We start from the raw sequence: 18,862 nt of genomic DNA, 5'->3' as shown, positions 1-18,862 counted from the left end.
CCGGTGGTGCGCGCCTCCTGCGCCCGCCCGCCTCGCCCGCCGGGCGGGAGGCTCAGCCCAGCGACTCGGCGACCGCCCGTGCCTTGCCCGACAGGTACCAGTGCGAGCGGGCGCCGGTCTCGACCGGTTGCATGCCGACGACGACCTTGCCGCGCGAGTGCTGCTCGGCGAGGTCCTCGAACGCCTGGGCGATGTAGTCGAACGGGTAGAAGCCCGAGACGAGCACGCGCAGCTTGTTCTCGGCGATGAGCTTCGCGAGGGCCGAGAGGATCATCGCGGGTTCGGTGTCGTCGCGCTCGGCGCCGATGAAGCGGATCTCGCGCTCGAGGCGGTCCTCGCTCGAGCTGAAGCGCGCCGGCAGCACGCCGAGGTCGGTGCTGAGGGCGGGGTTGTCCCCGCCGAAGTTGTCGATGAACGCCGTCACGTGGCGGTCGGTGCCCGCGGCCTTGTCGATGCGCTCGCGGAGGCCTTCGCCGTAGTCGACGGGCACGACCCCGATCGAGCGGAGGTAGTCGTGGTTGCCCGGGCTGCAGGTGCCGATCACCTTGGCTCCGAGCTGCTGGGCGAGCTGGCACTCGATGTGGCCGACGCCGCCCGCCGCGGCCGTGATGACCACGACGTCGTCGGGTCCGAGGTGCAGGCTGCGGACCGTGTCGTAGGCGGTGGCCCCGGCGAGGTAGAGCCCACCGGCGACCTCCCACGGGACGTGCTGCGGCTTGGGCACCACGGCGCTGGCAGGCACGGCGATGTAGGTCGCGTGCGCGCCGCCGCCCACCGCGTGGCCGATCACCTCGGCGCCGACGGAGAAGTTGCGCACGGCGGCCCCGCGCTTCTTGACGATGCCGGCGAAGCACGACCCTTCGCGGGCCGGGAAGTCGAGGGGCAGCCGGTCGACGAAGTCCCCTTGTCGGATGAAGTTCTCGATGTGGTTGAGGCCGGCGCAGATCACCTCGACGACGACCTCGTCGTCGGCGGGCGTCGGCAGCGGCTGCTCGACGAAGTGCAGCTGCGAGACGTCTCCGTACCCGTCGAACTCGATGGCCTTGCCCGGTCGTGCCATGACGCGCCTCCACTGCTGTCGTCGCGGCGGCGCCGGTGCCGTCGCGAGGGTGAGTGAAGTGTGCGCCCTCCGGACCGCCGTCGCCCGGAGGACGCGCTTCGAGTTGCCTGGACGCACCGTGCCGCGGTGCGGCGCCGACCGTCAGGAGGCGCGGGTCGGCTTCGTCGTCAGAGCTGGTCGGTCGGCACCGAGAAGGTGTCGCAGGCCGTCGCGCCCTGGCTGCGCCCGGTCTCGAACCACCTCTGACGCTGCTCGGCCGAGCCGTGCGTCCAGGTGTCCGGGTCGACCTGGCCGCCGCTCGCGGACTGGATGCGGTCGTCGCCGACGGCGGCGGCCGCGTCGAGCGCGTCGGCGACCTGCTGGTCGGTGACGGGCTCGAGGAACGTGGTGCCGTCGGTGTCCGCGATGGTCGACGCCGAGCCGACCCACGCCCCGGCGTAGCAATCCGCCTGCACCTCGAGCCGGATGGTGTCGGAGCCCGGCCCGGTGTCGCTGCGGTCGGCACGGTCGAAGGCCCCGGTCAGCTGCTGGACGTGGTGGCCCCACTCGTGGCCGACGACGTACATCTGCGCGAGGGGGCCGCCGCTGGCGCCGAACTGCGACCGGAGCTGCTCGAAGAAGTCGGTGTCGACGAAGAGGGCCTCGTCGGGCGGGCAGTAGAACGGGCCGGTGGCGCTCGTCGCCCCACCGCAGCCGGTGTCGGTCGAGCCGCTGAAGAGGAAGAAGTCGGGGGTGCGGTAGTCGGTGACGCCGAGTGCCGGGGCCTCGGCGGCCCAGTACGCGTCGAGCGAGTCGGCCGCACCGACCATGCGGCAGTCGACGCTGTCGTTGGCCTGCGCGCCGGTGGTGCACTCGGACGACAGGTCGCCCTCGCTGACCGGCTGGGCGCCTCCGCCGGCCGTCCCACCGCCGAGCAGCCCCGAGACGTCGACGCCGGTGACCTGGCTGATGAGGAAGACGGCGATCACGCCGACGATGCCGATGCCGCCGCCGGCGACACCCACCGTGCGACCGCGACCGCGTCGCTTGACCTTGCTGCCGTCGAGGCGCGCGTCGTCGTTGAAGGACATGTCGCCGACGGTAGCGCAGGGCGGGGGTCAGTGCCCCTCGGCGGCTTCTTTCGCCTCGCGCTCCTTGCGGAGGACCTCGCGGCCGGCGTTGCGCTCCTTGACGCGCAGTTCTTCTTCGCGCACGTCGGCGTGGATGCCGCGTTCGGTGCGCAGCCAGTCGGGCATCTCGTCGAGCAGGGCGTGGATCTCGTCGGTGGTCATGACGTCGTCGACGCCGGCACGGGCGAGGCCCGAGGTCGAGATGCCGAGCTTCTGGGCGACGACCGGCCGCGGGTGCGGACCGGTGCGGCGCAGGTCGGACAACCACTCGGGCGGGTTCGTGCTGAGCTCGGCGAAGGCCTCGCGCGTGACGGGGGCGGCCTGGAACTCGGCGGGCGTGGCCGGCAGGTACACGCCGAGCTTCTTGGCGGCCGTGAAGGGCTTGAGGGTCTGCGGCTGCTTGCCGGACGGCGCGTCGGAGGTCATCTGCCCAGGGTACCGGGCCGATACCCTCGACCCATGACGACCGAGCCGACCCGCGCCCCGTTCCGCATCGGGGTCGTGCCCGGCGTGACCCTGTCGAAGTGGTCGAGGCTCTGGGAGGAGCGCCGCCCCGAGACCCCGCTGGCCTTCGTGCCGCTCGCCGACCTCGACGCGGTGCCCGCCCTCGACGACGACCGGGGCGACGACCGGGTCGACATGGTCCTGGCCCGACTGCCGATCGAGGTCGAGGGGTTGTCGGTCATCCGGCTCTACGACGAGCGGGCCGTCGTCGTCGTGCCGAAGGACCACGCCGTCGCCGCGGCCGGCGCCGAGGACGAGGTCGAGGCCGTGGCGTTCGCCGACGAGCACCGGCACGACCTCGACCCGTCCCTGTCGCTCGCCGATGCCGTGTCCGTCGTCGCGACCGGGGCCGGCGTCGCCGTCATGCCGCAGTCGCTGGCACGGCTGCACGCCCGGAAGGAGGTCACCTACCGTTACGTCGCCGACCTGCCGCCGACCACGATCGCGCTGGTCTGGCCCGAGGGCGAGCTCACCGACGACCTCGACGACTTCATCGGCGTCGTGCGGGGTCGCACGGCCCGCAGCTCCCGGTCGAGGAGGCGCGACGAGCCCGAGCAGGAGGCCCCGGCCCGCAAGGGGTCGGCTCCCGACCCGCGCGGGGCGAAGCCGAAGCGCACGCCGCCGAAGGGCCGAGGGCCCCAGCGCGGCACCGGTCGCAGCCGACCGCGCCGAGGGCGCTGACCCCCTCGCCGACGGGCCGGCCGGTCTGCCAAGCTGAGCGGGTGTCGAAGGAGCCCCGCATGTCGAAGAAGATCTGTCTGCTCACCGGTGCCGGCCGCACGAACTCGATCGCGAACGGCATCGCCCACGAGCTCGCCGCCGACGGCTGGGACCTCGCGCTGACCACCTGGGACGGTTACGACGCCGCCATGCCCTGGGGACTCGCGGCCGTCGACGTGGGCTCGCTCGTCTCCGAGCTCGAGGCCGCGGGTGCGCGCGTGGCCGTGTACCCGGCGGATCTGGCGGACCCCGCTACCCCCGCGCGCCTCCTCGGGGCGGTGAACGACGACCTGGGGCCGGTGACGGCGCTCGTGCTGTCGCACTCGCACAGCGTGGACTCGTCGATCCTCGACACGACGCTCGAGAGCTGGGACGCGCACTACGCCGTCAACGTGCGGGCGGCGTGGCTCGCGATCAAGGCGTTCGCCGAGCAGCTGCCCCCGGTCGACCTGCTCGACGAGGGTGCCCGCATCGTCGCCCTGACGAGTGACCACGTCGTGCACAACCTGCCCTACGGCTCGAGCAAGGGCGCCCTCGACCGGCTCGTCGTCGCGGCCGCCCGGGAGCTCGGGCACCTCGGCGTCTCGTCGAACGCCCTGAACCCCGGGCCGATCGACACGGGCTGGATGGACGACGAGATCCGCGCGAGCGGCATCGAGCGGCAACCGACCGGCCGTCTCGGCACGCCCACCGACCTCGGTCGGGTCGTGCGCTTCCTGCTGTCGCCCGAGGGACGCTGGATCTCGGGCCAGCTGATCAAGGCCGACGGCGGCTTCTCGGTCTGACCGGTCCGGCCCGCCGCCCGACCACGGATCGCCGCGCCCTGTACCCCGCGTCGCTGGGTGACGGGTCGGCGCAGGCGGGGTACCGTCCACGCCACCACCGCGCGGCACCGGACGCCGACGGACGGATCGACACACCAAGGAGGCGCGATGTCGTTCAGCAAGGGAGATCACGTCACCTGGAACACCCCCCAGGGCGAGACCCACGGCACGGTCGTGGAGAAGCGCGTCGAGGAGTTCCAGCTCGACGGGCAGAAGTTCAAGGCCTCGGACGACGAGCCCTACTTCGTCGTCGAGAGCGACAAGAGCGGGGCGAAGGCCGCCCACAAGGGTTCGTCGTTGAGCCCGAAGAAGAAGTAGCACCAGCCGCACCCCACCCACCACCGCCCCACCCCACGAGGAGAACACCATGGCCGACCTGAACGACGTGCGCTGGAACGACGAAGCGCGCGACAAGATCCTGACCGACGCCGACAACGTGCTGCGCGACGCCGTCCGCGACGCGGCCGCAGCCCACTCGGGCGAGTCGTGGGAGGAGTCCTTCAAGGCGATCAACGACGCCGTCAAGGACCGCTTCATCGACTACGAGCCCGGCCCGGACGTCCGCAAGTACGCCGAGGCGATCGAGCGCGGCGACTTCAGCTGACCCGCGCCTCCTGGCCGGCGTCGATCCGTCGCACCCGTGAGCTCAGCGCCACGGCCACCGCGACGGCGACCACGAGGCCGGCCAGGGCGGCGAGGGTGGCCGGGGTGCCGATCACCTGGGTGAGCGGTCCGACCACCACCTCGCCGACGGGCACGCCCGCCAACGACGCCAGCGTCAGGCACGAGAAGACGCGCCCCAGGTAGGCCCCCGGCACCTGCCGCTGGACGACCACGTCCAGCGGCACCGTGAAGACCTCGAGCCCGACGCTGGCGGCGAAGAGGCCGAGGCTGATCCAGAAGAACCAGTGCAGCGGGTCGAAGACCACGGGGTCGGTGCCGTAGGCGAACGACAGCAGCACGAGCGGCAGGGCCAGCGCCGCGGCGCCGAGGCAGGCGGCCCACAACCGGAGCCGCCCGCGGAGGGCCCCGGCCCAGTACGCCCCGACGATCAGGCCGAGGGTCTGCAGGGCACCCGCGAACCCCCAGAGCAGACGTCCGAACGACTGGTCGGCCACGAGCGGGCCGACCACCTGGACCCCGCCCGCGAAGGCGAACTGGAACGTGAACGCGAGCGCCGCGGTCGAGACGAGCCAGCGCGTGCGCCAGACGAAGCCGAGTCCGCTGCCGAGGTCCTCGAGCACCGACGTCCCTCCGGAGGCGCGGGCGCCGTCCCGGGGCAACCAGACGAAGACGGCCGCCGCGACCACGAAGACGACCGCGCCGACGGCCAGGGCGACGCCCGATCCGGCGGTCGCCACCACGGCCCCGCCCACCGCCGTGCCGATCACCAACCCGACGTTCATGCCGACGCGGCTGAGAACCGTCGCGTCCCGCAGCCGGTCGTCGGGGACGGTCTCGCGCAGCAGGGCGCTCGTGGCAGGGCCGAAGAAGGCGGCCGCGGCGCCGTTCACCGCGCCCACCGCCGCGAGGGTGGGCAACGTCTCGGTCTGCGTCAGCATCAGGGCGGCCGCGACGACGAGCGACGCCGCCGACAGCCACGACGAGGCGATCGCGACGGTGCGTTTCGAGAAGCGGTCCGCGAGGGCCCCGCCCACCAGCACCAGGGCGATGTTGGGCACCGACCGGGCGACGACCACGAGCCCGAGGTCGACGGCGTCGGCCCCCAGGTCGATCGCCGCGAAGACGATGGCCAGGGGCGCGAAGCCGCTGCCCACCCACGAGAACAGGCGCCCGACCCAGAGGGCCCGGAAGGCAGGCGTTCTCAGCAGCGACCACGGCACCGCTGAACTCTATGCCGACGCACCGTGTGCGGACGCCGCGTCCCGCGGCGTCGTCATCCGCGCGGGGACGACCTAGGCTGACCCCGATGGACGCCCCCGAGCCCGACACGACCCGCGCCGACGTCACCGACGTCCCGCCGGTCGCTGCGGTGCGCGAACCCGGCCGCTACCGCAAGGGCATCGCCAAGCGCGAGGCGATCCTCGACGCGGCCCTGCCGGTCTTCGGCAAGGTCGGGTTCCACGGTGCCACCCTGCGCGAGATCGCGCGGCGGTGCGGCGTCTCGCACCAGTCGCTCATGCACTACTTCCCGACCAAGGACGAACTGCTGATGGCCGTGCTCCGGCGGCGCGACGAACGACTGCGACGCCACTTCGACGACGACGGTGGCATGCGCGTCGACGAGCTCGTCGCGCTCGCCGAGTACAACGTCGACGTGCCGGTCGTCATCTCGCTGTTCATCACGGCGTCCGCCGAGGCCACCTCACCCGACCACCCGGCGCACCGCTACTACGCCGACTACTACGAGCGCATCGTCTCGTCGACGTCGGCCTACCTCGGGCTCGCCCAGGCCCGCGGCTGGTTGCGCGACGGCTACACCGCCGAGTCGGCGGCTCGCGTCGTGCTCGCGGTGCAGGACGGTCTGCAGTTGCAGTGGTTGTACGAGCGCGACGCCGTGGACGTCCCGGCCCTGATGCGCCTCGTGATCGCGAGCGTCCTCACGGTGCCGACGAGCGAACTCGACGCCGCCGTGCGCGAGGCGGCCGGGCACGCGGGCTGACCCGCGCCTCCTCGGCGGGCGGTCGACGGCCGCGGCCGGTGGCGGGCGTCCGGCGTCCGCTACTTCGCGCTGATGCGCTGGAACTTGCGGATGCACAGCGGCACGAAGACCACCAGCATCACGGTGATGCCGAGCAGGACGGTCGCGTAGGGGTGCTGCATCGTCCAGATGTCGGGCACCGGCGTGGCGCCCAGGTTGCCGAACGAGGTGCGGGCGGCCTGCACGAGCGACGACACCGGGTTCCACTCGGCGAAGACCCTCAACACGGTCGGCAGGGTGTCGCTCGGCACGAACGCGTTCGAGACGAAGGTCAACGGGAACAGGATCATGAACGACGCGTTGTTGATGGTCTCGGGCGTCTTGACGCTCATGCCGAGCAGGGCCATCACCCAGCTGAACGAGTAGCTGAACAGCAGCAGCAGGGCGACCCCGCCGACGAACGAGGCAGGTGAGGCGTTCACCCTCCAGCCGACGGCGAGACCGGTGAGCATCATGATGACCATCGAGATCGTGTTGAGCGCCAGGTCGCTGTTCGTGCGACCGATCAGCACGGCCGACGGGCTCATCGGCAGGGTGCGGAACCGGTCGATGATGCCCTCCTTCAGGTCTTGGGCCATGGCGGCACCGGAGAAGGTCGAGCCGAAGACCACGGTCTGCGCGAAGATGCCCGCCATGAGGAACTGCGTGTAGTCGGTGCCCTGGACCGCGATGGCACCGCCGTAGACCTGGCTGAAGAGCAGGACGAACATGATCGGCTGCAGCACGGCGAAGATCAGCATGTCGGGCGAGCGCTTCACCTTGATCAGGTTGCGCTTGGTGACCGTCCAGCCGTCCGAGGCCCAGGTGCCGAGGCCCGTGTCGGTCGACGGGACGAGCGTCTGCGCCAGGGCGGAGGTGGTTCCGGTGGTGGTCATGCCCGTGCCTCTCTCTTCTTCGCACCGCGCCGACCGCGACCTCGACCGCCGGCCGGGTCGTCGTCGGGGGAGTCGTGGTCGTCGCCCGCGTCGTCGTCGGCCGCGCGGTGGCCGGTGAGCTGGAGGAACACGTCGTCGAGGGTGGGTCGTCGCATGCCGGCGTCGTGCAGCTCGATGCCGGCCGCCCCGAGGTCGGCGAGCGTCCGCTGCAGGGCGGTCGGGCCGTCGGTGACCGCGACCTCGAGCTGGCGGCCGTCGGCCCCGACGGCCGGCTCGGAGTCACCGTGCCGCCGGAGCACCTCGACCGCCTGGTCGGCCCGCGCCTCGTCGACGAGGGCGACGACGAGGCGGTGGCCGCCGACCTGGGCCTTGAGCTGGTCGGCCGTGCCCTCGGCGATGACGGCGCCGCCGTCGATGACGGAGATGTCGTCGGCCAGGCGATCGGCCTCCTCGAGGTACTGCGTGGTCAGCAGCACCGTCGTGCCACCGTCGACCAGCCCGGTGATGATGTCCCACAGGGCGAGGCGGCTGCGGGGATCGAGCCCCGTCGTCGGCTCGTCGAGGAAGAGCACGCGCGGGTTCGTCACGAGCGCCCCGGCGAGGTCGATCCGTCGGCGCATGCCGCCGGAGAAGCCCTTGACCGGCCGGTCGCCCGCAGCGGCGAGGTCGAAGACCTCGATCAGCTCGCGGGCGCGGTCCCGACTCACGCGGCTGCCCAGGTGGTACAGCCTCCCGATCATGTCGAGGTTCTCGAATCCGGTGAGGTTCTCGTCGACCGCGGCGTACTGCCCCGAGACGCCGATCGAGCGGCGCACGGCCTGGGCGTCGGCGACGACGTCGAGCCCGGCGATCGTGGCCGTGCCGGCGTCCGGACGTTCGAGGGTGGTGAGCATCTTGACGCCCGTGGTCTTGCCCGCGCCGTTCGGCCCGAGCAGCGCCTTGACGGTGCCCTCGGGCACGATCAGGTCGAGGCCGGTCAGTGCGTGGACCGGGCCGGACTTCGACCGGTAGGTCTTCGTGAGGCCGCGGGCCTCGATCATCGCCATGGGTGCTCCCGGTGCAGGGGGCCCGTCCATCCGCAGACGGGTCCGTCTTGGCGGGCGCTGTGCACCGCCTGAACGCGCCCAAGGTAGCGCTGTCCGGCCCTCGCCGCCAGTGCCGATCGACCCCTCGTGGAGAAGGAGGCGCGGGCACGTTACGGTCTCGTGTCAAACCTTGCCAGGTGGCAAGTTCCGCCCTACATTCATCCCATGACCACCATCGACGAGACGGCGGGGCCGTCCACCGCTGAACAGCTCCTGCCCGTCGGCATCGGCGACGACGCCGTCGCCCTCGCCCGCCGCTGGGCGCACGAGGCGTCCGGCGCCCCGAGCACCGGTTCGGCCCACCTGCTCGCCCAGGTCCTTAAGGACGAGTCGGGCCTCGCGTTCACGATCGGTTTCGTCGACCGGGTCGTCCGGCCCGAGGACCTCGGCGTCGCGGCCCGCAACCTGTCGACCCTGGCGAAGCAGGCACCGGCCTTCCTGCCGTGGCACATGCGTTCCGCCGTGCGTCTCGGCGGCGTCATGGCACCCGTGCTCCCCGGCGTGGTCGTGCCGATCGCCCGTCGCGTCCTGCGCGGCATGGTCGGCCACCTCATCGCCGACGCCCGCCCCGCCAAGCTCGGTGCGGCCATCGCGAACATCAAGAAAGACAGGACGCGGCTCAACCTCAACCTGCTCGGCGAGGCCGTCCTCGGTGACGCCGAGGCCGAGCACCGCCTCGCCGGCACCCGGGCGCTCCTCGCCCGCGACGACGTCGACTACGTGTCGATCAAGGTCTCGTCCATCGTCAGCCAGCTCTCGATGTGGGCCTTCGACGAGACCGTCGAGCGCGTCGTCGAGAAGCTCACCCCGTTGTACGAACTCGCCGCCCGGTCGCCGAAGCCGAAGTTCATCAACCTCGACATGGAGGAGTACCGCGACCTCGACCTGACGATCGCGGTCTTCACGCGCCTCCTCGACCAGCCGCAGCTGAAGGGCCTCGAGGCCGGCATCGTCCTGCAGACCTACCTGCCCGACGCCCTCGGCGCCCTGCAGCACCTCACCGCCTGGGCGACCGAGCGGGTCGACGCCGGCGGGGCCGCGATCAAGGTGCGCATCGTCAAGGGCGCGAACCTCGCGATGGAGACCGTGGACGCCACGGTGCACGAATGGCCGCTCGCCACCTACGGCACCAAGCAGGACAGCGACACCAACTACAAGCGCGTCCTCACCTGGGCCTTCACCCCCGGACGCACCCGTGCCGTCCGCGTCGGCGTCGCCGGCCACAACCTCTTCGACATCGCCTTCGCCCACCTGCTCGCCGAGGCCCGTGGCGTGAGCGACCGGGTCGAGTTCGAGATGCTGCTGGGCATGGCCGAGGGGCAGGCCGAGCTGGTCAAGGCCGACGTCGGCGGGCTGTTGCTCTACACGCCCGTCGTGCACCCCCGCGAGTTCGACGTCGCCATCAGCTACCTGATCCGCCGCCTCGAGGAGAACGCGTCGAGCGAGAACTTCATGTCCGCCGTGTTCGAACTCGCCTCGAACGAGGCCATGTTCGAGCGCGAGAAGGGCCGGTTCCTCGCCTCCCTCGCCGAGGTCGACGGAGACACCCCGGCACCGCACCGCGTGCAGAGCCGCCTCGACGCGGCCCAGGCGTTGCAGCCCCGCGCGGCCGGCAGCGGCTTCGACAACGAGCCCGACACCGACCCCGCCCTGGCCGACAACCGCGCCTGGGGTCGTGAGATCGCCGCCCGCTCGGCCGACTCGCGCCTCGGCATCGAGCTGATCGAGTCCGCCCGGGTGACCGACGAGGCCACGCTCGACGCGATCGTCGCCGAGGCCGTCGCCGCCTCCGCCGCCTGGTCTGCCCGCGGAGGCGCGGGTCGTGCCGCGATCCTGCGCGAGGCCGCGGCCACGCTGTCGGCCCGCCGCGCCGACCTGATGGAGGTCGCCGCGAGCGAGACCGGCAAGACGGTCGCCGAGGGCGACGTCGAGGTCAGCGAGGCCATCGACTTCGCCAACTGGTACGCCCACCTCGCCGAAGAACTCGACCGGGTCGACGGTGCGACGTTCGTCCCCGAGCGACTCACCCTCGTCACGCCGCCCTGGAACTTCCCCCTGGCGATCCCGGCCGGCTCGACCCTCGCCGCGCTCGCCGCGGGCAGCAGCGTCGTCGTCAAGCCGGCGGGCCAGGCCAAGCGCAGCGGGGCCGTCATGGTCCAGGCGCTCTGGGACGCCGGCGTGCCCCGCGAGGTGCTGAAGCTGGTCGACGTCGACGAGGGCGACCTCGGTCGTCACCTGGTGTCGCACCCGTCGGTCGACCGCGTCATCCTCACCGGCGCCTTCGAGACGGCCGCGCTGTTCACCAGCTGGCGCACCGACCTGCCCCTGCTCGCCGAGACGAGCGGCAAGAACGCCATCATCGTCACCCCCAGTGCCGACCTCGACCTGGCCGCGTCCGACGTCATCAAGTCGGCCTTCGGCCACGCGGGTCAGAAGTGCTCGGCGGCGAGCCTGGTGATCCTGGTCGGCTCGGTCGCCACCTCCGAGCGCTTCCGCCGTCAACTCGTCGACGCGGCGTCGACCGTGCGCGTCGGACTGCCCTCCGACCCCACCACGCAGATGGGCCCGATCGTCGAGCCGGCCCACGGCAAGCTCGAACGTGCGCTCACCACGCTCGGCGCGGGCGAGACCTGGCTCGTCGAGCCGAAGCGACTCGACGACACCGGGCGCCTCTGGTCGCCCGGCGTGCGCGCCGGCGTCGCCGCGGGCAGCGAGTTCCACCTCACCGAGTACTTCGGCCCGGTGCTCGGCGTCATGACCGCGAAGACGCTCGACGAGGCGATCGAGCTGCAGAACGCGACCGACTACGGCCTGACCGCGGGTCTGCACACCCTCGACCCCGCCGAGCTGTCGACCTGGCTCGACCGCGTCGAGGCGGGCAACCTCTACGTCAACCGCGGCATCACCGGGGCGATCGTGCGTCGCCAGCCGTTCGGCGGCTGGAAGAAGTCGTCGGTCGGTGCCGGCGCCAAGGCGGGCGGGCCGAACTACCTCGTGCACCTGGGGTCCTGGCAGCCGACGACGCTGACCGAACCGCAGGAGGCGCGCCCGGGTCGCGAGGCCCTGGCCGCCCTCGAGGCCGCGTCGCCCCTGCTCGGGGCGTCGGGTGCGTCGGCCTCCGACGACCTGCGGGCCGCCGCCGCCAGCGACGAGCACTTCTGGGCCACCGAGTTCGGCGTCGCCCGCGACGTGAGCGACCTCGGCCTCGAGCGCGACCTGCTGCGCTACCGTCCCCTGCCCGTCACGATCCGCGCCGCCGACGGCGCGGCCCCGGCCGACGTGGTCCGCGTGCTGCTCGCCGGACGGCGCTCGGGTGCGCCGCTCACGGTGTCGTCGTCGGTCGAGCTGCCCGGCGCCCTCGTCCGTGCGCTCGGCCTCGCGGCCTCCGACGTCGTGCACGAGGACGACGCCACGTGGCACGACCGGGTGCGTGCGGGGCGCCTGTCGACCGAGCGCGTGCGGTTGGTGACCGGTGCCGGTGACGCGACCCGCGCCTCCTCGGCCCTGGCGGACGCCCTGGGCGGCGACCCGGCGGTGGCCGTGTTCGCGGCCCCGGTCACGCCGACCGGCCGCCTCGAACTGCTGCCGTTCCTGCGTGAGCAGGCCGTCGCCATCACGGCCCACCGCTTCGGCAACCCCGACGACTGGAGCGCCTCGGTCATCTGACCCCGCCGGCGCACGCAGACGCCCGAACCCGCCGGACCCTTCGGGAACCGGCGGGTTCGTGCCAATCACGGCGGGTCAGCGATGGCCCGCCGGGAGCGACGGGAACCCCGCCGACCGAGCCCCTAGCCGGGGACGACCTCGACCTTGGTCCAGCCGGGCTCGCGGCGGTCGAACGCCTCGTAGGCCTCGATGGCCGAGCCGATGCCCTCGTGCTCGGTGATGAACGCCGTGGGGTCGAACTGGCCGGACGCGACCAGGTCGATCAGCGGCGGGGTCACCGAGTGGTGGTCGCAGTTGCCCATGCGGATGGTGAGGTTCTTCAGCATCGCCTCGCCGAAGGGGAACGACGTCACGGTCGGCGAGTAGACGCCGATGACTCCGATGCGGCCGTACTTCGCCACGACCTCGACGGCCCAGCGCAGGGCCTGGGTCGGCGCGTTGCCGGGCACCCACTGGTCGCCCTGCGGGTTCGCGTCGGGGGCGACCTGCTCGACCTCGGCGGTGAACTCGGCGGCCGTGTCGGAGTCGGGGGCGGCGGGACCGTGGCTCGCGTGCTGTGCGTCCACGCCGACCGCGTCGATGACGGCGTCCACACCGGCGCCACCGGTGAGGCGCTTGATGGTCTCGACCGGGTCCTCCTCGTCGAAGTTCACGATCTCGGCGTTCTGGGCGAGCGCCTGCGCCAGGCGGGTCTCCTCACGGTCGACCACGATCACGCGGCTCGCGCCCTGCTTGAAGGCCGAGGCGATCGCGAACTGGCCCACGACGCCGGCACCGAAGACGGCGACCACGTCGCCGCGGGTGACCCCGGCGAGTTCGGCGCCGAACCAGCCGGTGGGGAAGATGTCGCTCAACAGGATGGCCTGCTCGTCGCTGACCGTGTCGGGCAGGCGGTGCATGGTGTTCTGCGCGAACGGGACGCGCACCTGCTCGGCCTGCAGGCCGTTCACCGGGCCGGTCGAGGCCGGGCCGCCGAAGAAGCAGGTGCCGGCGTCGGGGCCGTTGGGGTTCGCCACGTCGCATTGAGCGGTCTGGCCCTGGCGGCAGTAACGGCAGGTGCCACACGACACCGTCGAGTTGATGACGACCCGGTCACCGGCACTGAAGCCGCGCACGTCGTCGCCGACCGCGGTGACGACGCCCACCGCCTCGTGACCGAGGATCGTGCCCTCGGCCATGGGCGCCATCGTGCCGCGCACGAAGTGCAGGTCGGTGCCGCAGATCGCACTCCGGGTGATGCGGACGACCGCATCGGTCGGGTCGACGATCGTGGGGTCGGCGACCTCGTCGAGTCGGATGTCGCCGATGCCGTGCCAGACGACTGCCTTCATGGGATGGTCCTTCCGTTGAGCCCTGGGCACCGGAGCTGCCCGGTACCCGTGCGACGGTAGGCGGCACGACGCCGGAGCGACGTGTGCCCTCACACAGAGAACGGGGGACGCCGCCTCGCCCTGGTTCCCTCCGACCCGAGGGTGGCCGGGCGGCGGGCCTCAGACGGCGGGCTGCCCGGCGGCGTACCAGGCGGCGAGACGACTCAGGCCCTCGTCGACGCTCACGGCCGGTGTCCACCGCAGGTCGCGCTGGGTGCGCCGCTGGTCGAACCAGTGCGCCGTGGACAGCTGCTCGGCGAGGAACCTCGTCATGGGTGGTTCGTCGGTGCCCGGCCGCACGGCCCAGACGCGCTCGACCAACGACCCCGCGGCACGGGCGATCCCGGCCGGCACCCGCAGGCGAGGCGCGGGCACACCGGCGGCCGCGCAGATGCCGGCCATCAGGTCGGCGACGGTGCGGGGCTCGCCGTTGCTGATCACGTACGACTCGCCGCTGACCTCGTCGACGCGTGCGAGCGCGGCGGCGATGCCGGACGCGGCGTTGTCCACGTAGGTGGAGTCGATCAGGGCGGCGCCGTGGTCGAGCAGCGGCAGGCGGCCGGAGCGCGCACGGTCGACGATCCGCTCGACGAGCTGCGTGTCGCCCGGTCCCCAGACGAGGTGGGGGCGGACGGCCACCACGCGCAGGTCGGCGTCGGCGGCCCCGAGGGCGACCCGCTCGGCCGCGGCCTTGGTGCGGGCGTAGTCGCCTCGAGCGTGTCCGGGCGAGGCGGGCAGGGCGTCGTCGCCGACGATGGACGACCCGGCGTGCGCCACGGACGGCGACGAGACGAAGACCAGCCGGGGCACCGAGGAGGCGCGCATCGCCTCGACCAGGGAGCGCGTGCCCCCGACGTTGACGGCTTCGAACTCGGCGGGGTCACCCGTGAGCGACACCTTCGCCGCGAGGTGGACGACGGCGTCCTGGTCGCGGACGGCGGCGGCGACGGCCCGCGGGTTCGTCATCGACCCGAGCACGTCGCGGGCACCGGGCACGCCGGAGGGCCGACGCTGGAAGGTCGTGACATCGTGTCCGGCGTCGGTGACGGCGCGGGCGACGGCACCGCCGAGCAGGCCGCTCGCGCCGGTGACCAGCACCCTCACGGGCGACGCATCCGGCCGCCGGACAGCACGGACGTCGCCCACGCGGCCAGGCCCGTGCGGTCGATCTTGCTGTTGTGCCGCACGTCGGTCGGCAGCTGCGGCACGACGAGCACCGCGGCCACGGGTCGACCCGACGCCGACCGGACGGCCGAGCGGACCGAGGCCGCCAGGGCCGCGGACGCCAGCCCCGGGCGACGAGCCGGGGGGACGGTCTCGGCCACGACGACGACCTGCTGCGTGCCGGCCGGACCGACGCCGACGACGGCGGCGCGCGCGATGGCGGCTCGCGCCTCCACGGCCTGTTCGGATGCCACCGGCGTCAGCACGCCCGTCGACGTCGTGATCACGTGGGGCAGGCGGCCCTCGACCCAGAGTCGACCCTGCGCGTCGAGGTGCCCGACGTCGCCGGTGCGGTGCCATCGGGTCTCGGCGGTCGAGCCCAGGCGGCTGAGGCGGTGCGTCAGCCAGAGACGGTCGTAGTGGTCCTCGACGTGGGGCGCCGAGACGACGATCTCGCCCGAGACGCCGGGGGCGTCGGTGAACGCCGAGGAGGCGCGGCCCCCGTCGTCGAGGGGAGCGATCCGCACGGTCGTGGTCGCGCCGGGCAGCCCGACGCAGACCCCGCCGGCGTCGGGCGCACCCGCGGCGACGGCTGCCCCACGGTCGGCGGCCGCGGAGCGCACGCCCTCGAGCGTGACGTCGGTCATCAGCAGGCCCTCGGTCATGCCGTAGGGCGTGTGGGGCGTCGCGTTCGGCATGAGGTCGCCGGCCGCCGCCAGCAGCGCCTCGGAGACGGGCGCGCCCGCCGACAGGAAGGTCTCGACGCCGGCCAGCGCGCGGTGGTCCACGTCGTCGAGGTCGTCCGACGTCGCGACGACGTTGGCGAGCGCGGCGGGGGAGAGGAACACCACGGTGGCGTCCACCGCCGCCGTGGCGGCCGCGACGGACCGGGCGGTGAGGGTGCGCGGCTTCGTGACGTCCATGTCGGGGGTGACGCTCGTCGCCCCGAGCGCGGGGCCCAGCAGGGCGAACGGGGCGAAGCCTGCCACCAGGCCCGTGCCCGGACCGACGTCGTACTGCTCGGCCAGGGCGTCGCGCAGGGCCGTCAGCTGGCCGTGCCGGTAGACGACGCCCTTCGCGGGGCCGGTCGAGCCCGAGGTGAACAGGATGGCGGCCTCGGCGTCGGCCGTGGGGGCGTCGGGCAGCTCGGCGAGGGCACCGTGGGCGCGGCGGCCGAGGGCGGCGATCTCGGGCAGCGAGGCCTCGACGCCGAGTGCCCGGGCGGCGACCGGCGGCAACGTCGTCGTCGAGATCTTGCGGCCCGGCCAACCGAGGGCGGTGGCCGCCGTGAGTCCCGGGAGCTGGCCGATCACGTGGTCGGGCCACGCGCCGCGGACGGCGCGGGTCAGGCCGCGCATGCCGAGACCGGCGTCGGCCACGACCACGACGGCACCGAGGCGGACGCAGGCGTAGAGCACCGCGGTCAGGTCGGCACCGGGCTGGACGAGCAGCGAGACGCGGTCGCCGGGGCGCACGCCGTGCTTCCGCAGACCGAGCGCGATCTCGTGGACGCGACGGGCGAGCAGGCTCCAGCTGATCGAACGCGGGCCGTCGGCACCCGCGGGTGCCATCTCGACGAGCGCGGTGGCCGGGCTGTCGGCCAGGGAGTCCAGGTACGACCAGAGCGGGCGGTCCTGCGGGGAGGCCACCCGCGCCTCCTCGGTTCCGACCGGGGCGGCGACTCGGGCCTCGGTGGCGGCTCGGGCCGGGGCGTCGACGGCGGCCGTCCCGCCGGGTAGCCGGTCGCCCAGCCAGGTGAGCACGGCTCCGGCGTAGTCGACGTCCTCGGCGACGAGGTGGCCCGCACCCTCGAAACGGTGCACGTCGGCGTGCGGTAGGCGGCCGACCAGGTCGTCGAGGTACCGGTCGGAGAAGATCGGATCGCGCGGGCCCCAGAGCATCAGGGCCGGGACGGTGAGTTCGCGCAGGCCCTCGGCGATGCGGTCGAGCTCGGGGCTGCTGACGTGCCCGTCGTCGACCGGGATGTCGGCCACGAAGCCACCGATGCCGCCGCGGCGGTCGGCCTGGCGGTACGGGGCACGGAAGCCGGCCTTGACCTCGGGCGAGAGCGGCGGGTGGGCGAGGCCGAGGGTCACGTCGAGGAACCCGGTGGTGCCGACGGTCGCCCGGCCCAGCACGCCGCGGGCGAGGGTCAGGCGCAGGGGAGCGGGGATCTTCTCGCCCTCGGGCTGGTGGATCGCGGTGTTGAGCAGCATGAGCCCGGCCAGCTGGTCGGGGTGGTCGACCGCCCAGCCCATCGAGACGACGCCGCCCCAGTCGTGGCCGAGGGTGACGACGGGCCCGGTGACCTCGAGGGCGTCGGTGAGGTCGCCCAGGTCGGCGACGCGGCGGGCCAGCGTCTGCGCCGAGCCCGTGCGCTCGGAGAAGCCCATGTCGAGCTGGTCGACCGCGACGACGCGCCACGCGGGCCCCCCGGCGACGGCCGTCTCGACCGTGCGGGCGACGAGGCGGCGCCAGAGGTACGACCAGGTCGGGTTGCCGTGCACGCAGAGGATGGTGCCGACCGGTTCGGCGCCGACCTCGGCCAGGGCCTCGGCGTTGTCGAGGACGTGCCAGGTGCGGGAGGCGCGGTGTGCGCCGAGCCCGTACGGCACGTCGACGAGACGCGACCACGACGGGTCGAGCCCGTCGAGACCCGCGGGGGGACGTGACGCCGGCGCCGTGGCGGAGGCGGACCGCGGGAGCCGACTCACCAGGCGAGCTCCATCATCGCGGTGTTGATGCCCGAGCCGACGCCCATCAACAGGACGCGGTCGCCCTTGCTGAGGGTCTTGCTCTCTTCGACCAGCGTGATCGGGATCGACGCCGGGCCCACGTTGCCGAGGGTCGGGTAGGTGAGCGGGACGAGCTTCTTGTCGATGCCGGCGGCCTTGACGAAGGCACCCGTGTGCACGTCGCTGACCTGGTGCATGATGTAGCGGTCCATGCGCTGCCAGTTCCAGTCGCGCTTGGCCTCTTTCCAGGCCGAGACGACGAGTTCCATGCCGCGCTTGAGCAGGGCCTTGGCGTCGGTGAACATGCCGTCGACGCTGCCGACGCAGAGGTCGTAGTTCTCGGTGGCGGCGCGGGTGACGCCGCCGACGATGCGGTGGCCCTCGGGGTGGAGGTCGGCGCGGCCGATGACGGCGGCGGCGGCCCCGGAGCCCAGGGTGAGGCTGGCGAACTCGCTCATGAAATCGTCGCGGCCGTAGCCCTTGGTGAGGAGGCGGTCGATCGTGTTGACCTGGACGTCGTCGGCGTCCTCGCCGTCGATGATGACGGCGTAGTCGATCTGACCCGCGTCGATCAGCTGGGCGGCGAGGGTCATGCCGTTGACGAAGCCGAGGCAGGCGTTGGCGATGTCGAAGTTCGTGGCCGACGAGGGCAGGCCGAGGCCGTGGTGCAGGCGCACGGCGACCGAGGGCTCGAGGTGGGGGCGCGTGACCGACGTGTTGATCAGCAGGCCGACCTGGTCGGGGCGGATGCCGGCCTCGGCCAACGCACGCTTGCCGGCGTCGATGGCCGCCGCGTCGAAGCTCTGCTCGGTGCTCCAGTTGCGGCGCTCGTACACGCCGGCGACGCGCTGCAGCAGGCCCGTGGGCAGCTTGAGGCGCTTGAGTACGGGGCCGAGCTTCTCGTCGATGCTCTCGGAGGTGGTGACCCGGTCGGCCATGGTGCTGGTGACCGACAGCAACGCGACGTTGCTGTGCCGGGTCGTAGCGTTTCCGTTCAACGGAACTCCCTGTCGAGTTGTGGCGGGGTGGGGCTGCACGCGCGCGCGGGGTCGCGAGCGGAGCCGAACGTCGTGGGCACCGGTTCGGTG

16 protein-coding genes are annotated in these 18,862 nt (G+C 72.9%); 6 read left to right on the top strand and 10 right to left on the bottom strand.

Annotation, left to right across the window (positions count from 1 at the left end; genetic code table 11):
• Positions 1–52: 52 nt before the first annotated feature.
• From ACIOSR_RS13520 to ACIOSR_RS13510, 3 genes are all read right to left on the bottom strand, one after another.
• Positions 53–1,060, bottom strand: a complete 1,008-nt coding sequence (locus ACIOSR_RS13520) for an NADP-dependent oxidoreductase (protein WP_402752883.1) — start codon at positions 1,058–1,060, stop codon at positions 53–55.
• A 167-nt stretch (positions 1,061–1,227) separates the two neighbouring features.
• Positions 1,228–2,130 (bottom strand): neutral zinc metallopeptidase, encoded by a 903-nt coding sequence (locus ACIOSR_RS13515; protein ID WP_402752882.1) that lies wholly within the window; start codon positions 2,128–2,130, stop codon positions 1,228–1,230.
• Between the two features lie 27 nt (positions 2,131–2,157).
• Positions 2,158–2,595 carry a DUF5997 family protein gene (locus ACIOSR_RS13510; protein ID WP_123571708.1) on the bottom strand — a complete coding sequence of 146 codons (438 nt, stop codon included), beginning with the start codon at positions 2,593–2,595 and terminating at the stop codon, positions 2,158–2,160.
• A 33-nt stretch (positions 2,596–2,628) separates the two neighbouring features.
• Between ACIOSR_RS13510 and ACIOSR_RS13505 the strand changes: the two genes are divergently transcribed.
• From ACIOSR_RS13505 to ACIOSR_RS13490, 4 genes are all read left to right on the top strand, one after another.
• The gene (locus ACIOSR_RS13505) at positions 2,629–3,354 is read left to right on the top strand and encodes a LysR substrate-binding domain-containing protein (RefSeq protein ID WP_402752881.1); all 726 of its coding nucleotides are present in this window, start codon (positions 2,629–2,631) and stop codon (positions 3,352–3,354) included.
• 59 nt (positions 3,355–3,413) lie between these two features.
• Positions 3,414–4,178 (top strand): SDR family oxidoreductase, encoded by a 765-nt coding sequence (locus tag ACIOSR_RS13500; protein WP_402752880.1) that lies wholly within the window; start codon positions 3,414–3,416, stop codon positions 4,176–4,178.
• A 147-nt stretch (positions 4,179–4,325) separates the two neighbouring features.
• Complete coding sequence (locus tag ACIOSR_RS13495) at positions 4,326–4,535, top strand: DUF2945 domain-containing protein (RefSeq protein WP_056043151.1); 210 nt, start codon at positions 4,326–4,328, stop codon at positions 4,533–4,535.
• Between the two features lie 49 nt (positions 4,536–4,584).
• A complete protein-coding gene (locus ACIOSR_RS13490) occupies positions 4,585–4,821 on the top strand; it encodes a hypothetical protein (RefSeq protein WP_043597179.1) in 237 nt (78 codons plus the stop codon).
• On the opposite strand, the gene ACIOSR_RS13485 is transcribed toward ACIOSR_RS13490, so the two are convergent.
• Positions 4,814–6,061, bottom strand: coding sequence for an MFS transporter (locus ACIOSR_RS13485; RefSeq protein WP_402752879.1), 1,248 nt, complete (start codon positions 6,059–6,061; stop codon positions 4,814–4,816). The two genes, ACIOSR_RS13490 and ACIOSR_RS13485, sit on opposite strands and share 8 nt — an antisense overlap.
• An 86-nt stretch (positions 6,062–6,147) precedes the next feature.
• Here ACIOSR_RS13485 and ACIOSR_RS13480 point away from each other — a divergent pair, with 86 nt between their 5' ends.
• Complete coding sequence (locus ACIOSR_RS13480) at positions 6,148–6,840, top strand: TetR/AcrR family transcriptional regulator (RefSeq protein ID WP_158612926.1); 693 nt, start codon at positions 6,148–6,150, stop codon at positions 6,838–6,840.
• Positions 6,841–6,899: 59 nt separating this feature from the next.
• On the opposite strand, the gene ACIOSR_RS13475 is transcribed toward ACIOSR_RS13480, so the two are convergent.
• Both ACIOSR_RS13475 and ACIOSR_RS13470 read right to left on the bottom strand, forming a co-directional pair.
• Positions 6,900–7,754 (bottom strand): ABC transporter permease, encoded by an 855-nt coding sequence (locus ACIOSR_RS13475; RefSeq protein WP_123571703.1) that lies wholly within the window; start codon positions 7,752–7,754, stop codon positions 6,900–6,902.
• A complete protein-coding gene (locus ACIOSR_RS13470; protein ID WP_123571702.1) occupies positions 7,751–8,800 on the bottom strand; it encodes an ATP-binding cassette domain-containing protein in 1,050 nt (349 codons plus the stop codon). Before ACIOSR_RS13470 ends, ACIOSR_RS13475 begins: the two co-directional genes overlap by 4 nt.
• Positions 8,801–9,004: 204 nt before the next feature.
• Between ACIOSR_RS13470 and ACIOSR_RS13465 the strand changes: the two genes are divergently transcribed.
• Positions 9,005–12,505 (top strand): bifunctional proline dehydrogenase/L-glutamate gamma-semialdehyde dehydrogenase, encoded by a 3,501-nt coding sequence (locus ACIOSR_RS13465; protein ID WP_402752878.1) that lies wholly within the window; start codon positions 9,005–9,007, stop codon positions 12,503–12,505.
• A gap of 122 nt (positions 12,506–12,627) precedes the next feature.
• Here ACIOSR_RS13465 and ACIOSR_RS13460 read toward each other — a convergent pair whose 3' ends face one another.
• The 4 genes from ACIOSR_RS13460 to ACIOSR_RS13445 all read right to left on the bottom strand — a co-directional run bounded on the left by ACIOSR_RS13460 (position 12,628) and on the right by ACIOSR_RS13445 (position 18,772).
• Entirely contained in the window at positions 12,628–13,836 is a 1,209-nt protein-coding gene (locus tag ACIOSR_RS13460; RefSeq protein ID WP_402752877.1) for an alcohol dehydrogenase catalytic domain-containing protein, read from the bottom strand.
• A 159-nt stretch (positions 13,837–13,995) separates the two neighbouring features.
• On the bottom strand, positions 13,996–14,979 hold the full coding sequence (locus ACIOSR_RS13455) for an NAD-dependent epimerase/dehydratase family protein (protein ID WP_402752876.1): 984 nt from the start codon (positions 14,977–14,979) through the stop codon (positions 13,996–13,998).
• Entirely contained in the window at positions 14,976–17,753 is a 2,778-nt protein-coding gene (locus ACIOSR_RS13450; protein ID WP_402752875.1) for an alpha/beta fold hydrolase, read from the bottom strand. The genes ACIOSR_RS13455 and ACIOSR_RS13450 overlap by 4 nt, the downstream gene beginning before the upstream one ends.
• Positions 17,750–18,772, bottom strand: coding sequence for a 3-oxoacyl-ACP synthase III (locus tag ACIOSR_RS13445; protein ID WP_056043127.1), 1,023 nt, complete (start codon positions 18,770–18,772; stop codon positions 17,750–17,752). The genes ACIOSR_RS13450 and ACIOSR_RS13445 overlap by 4 nt, the downstream gene beginning before the upstream one ends.
• Between the last annotated feature and the right edge of the window lie 90 nt (positions 18,773–18,862).

It is taken from the genome of Frigoribacterium sp. NPDC087798 (genome assembly GCF_044742985.1).
Classification (GTDB): Bacteria; Actinomycetota; Actinomycetes; order Actinomycetales; family Microbacteriaceae; genus Frigoribacterium.
Note: the sequence above shows the minus strand (reverse complement) of the source record. Positions and strands in the feature narration are given on the sequence as shown.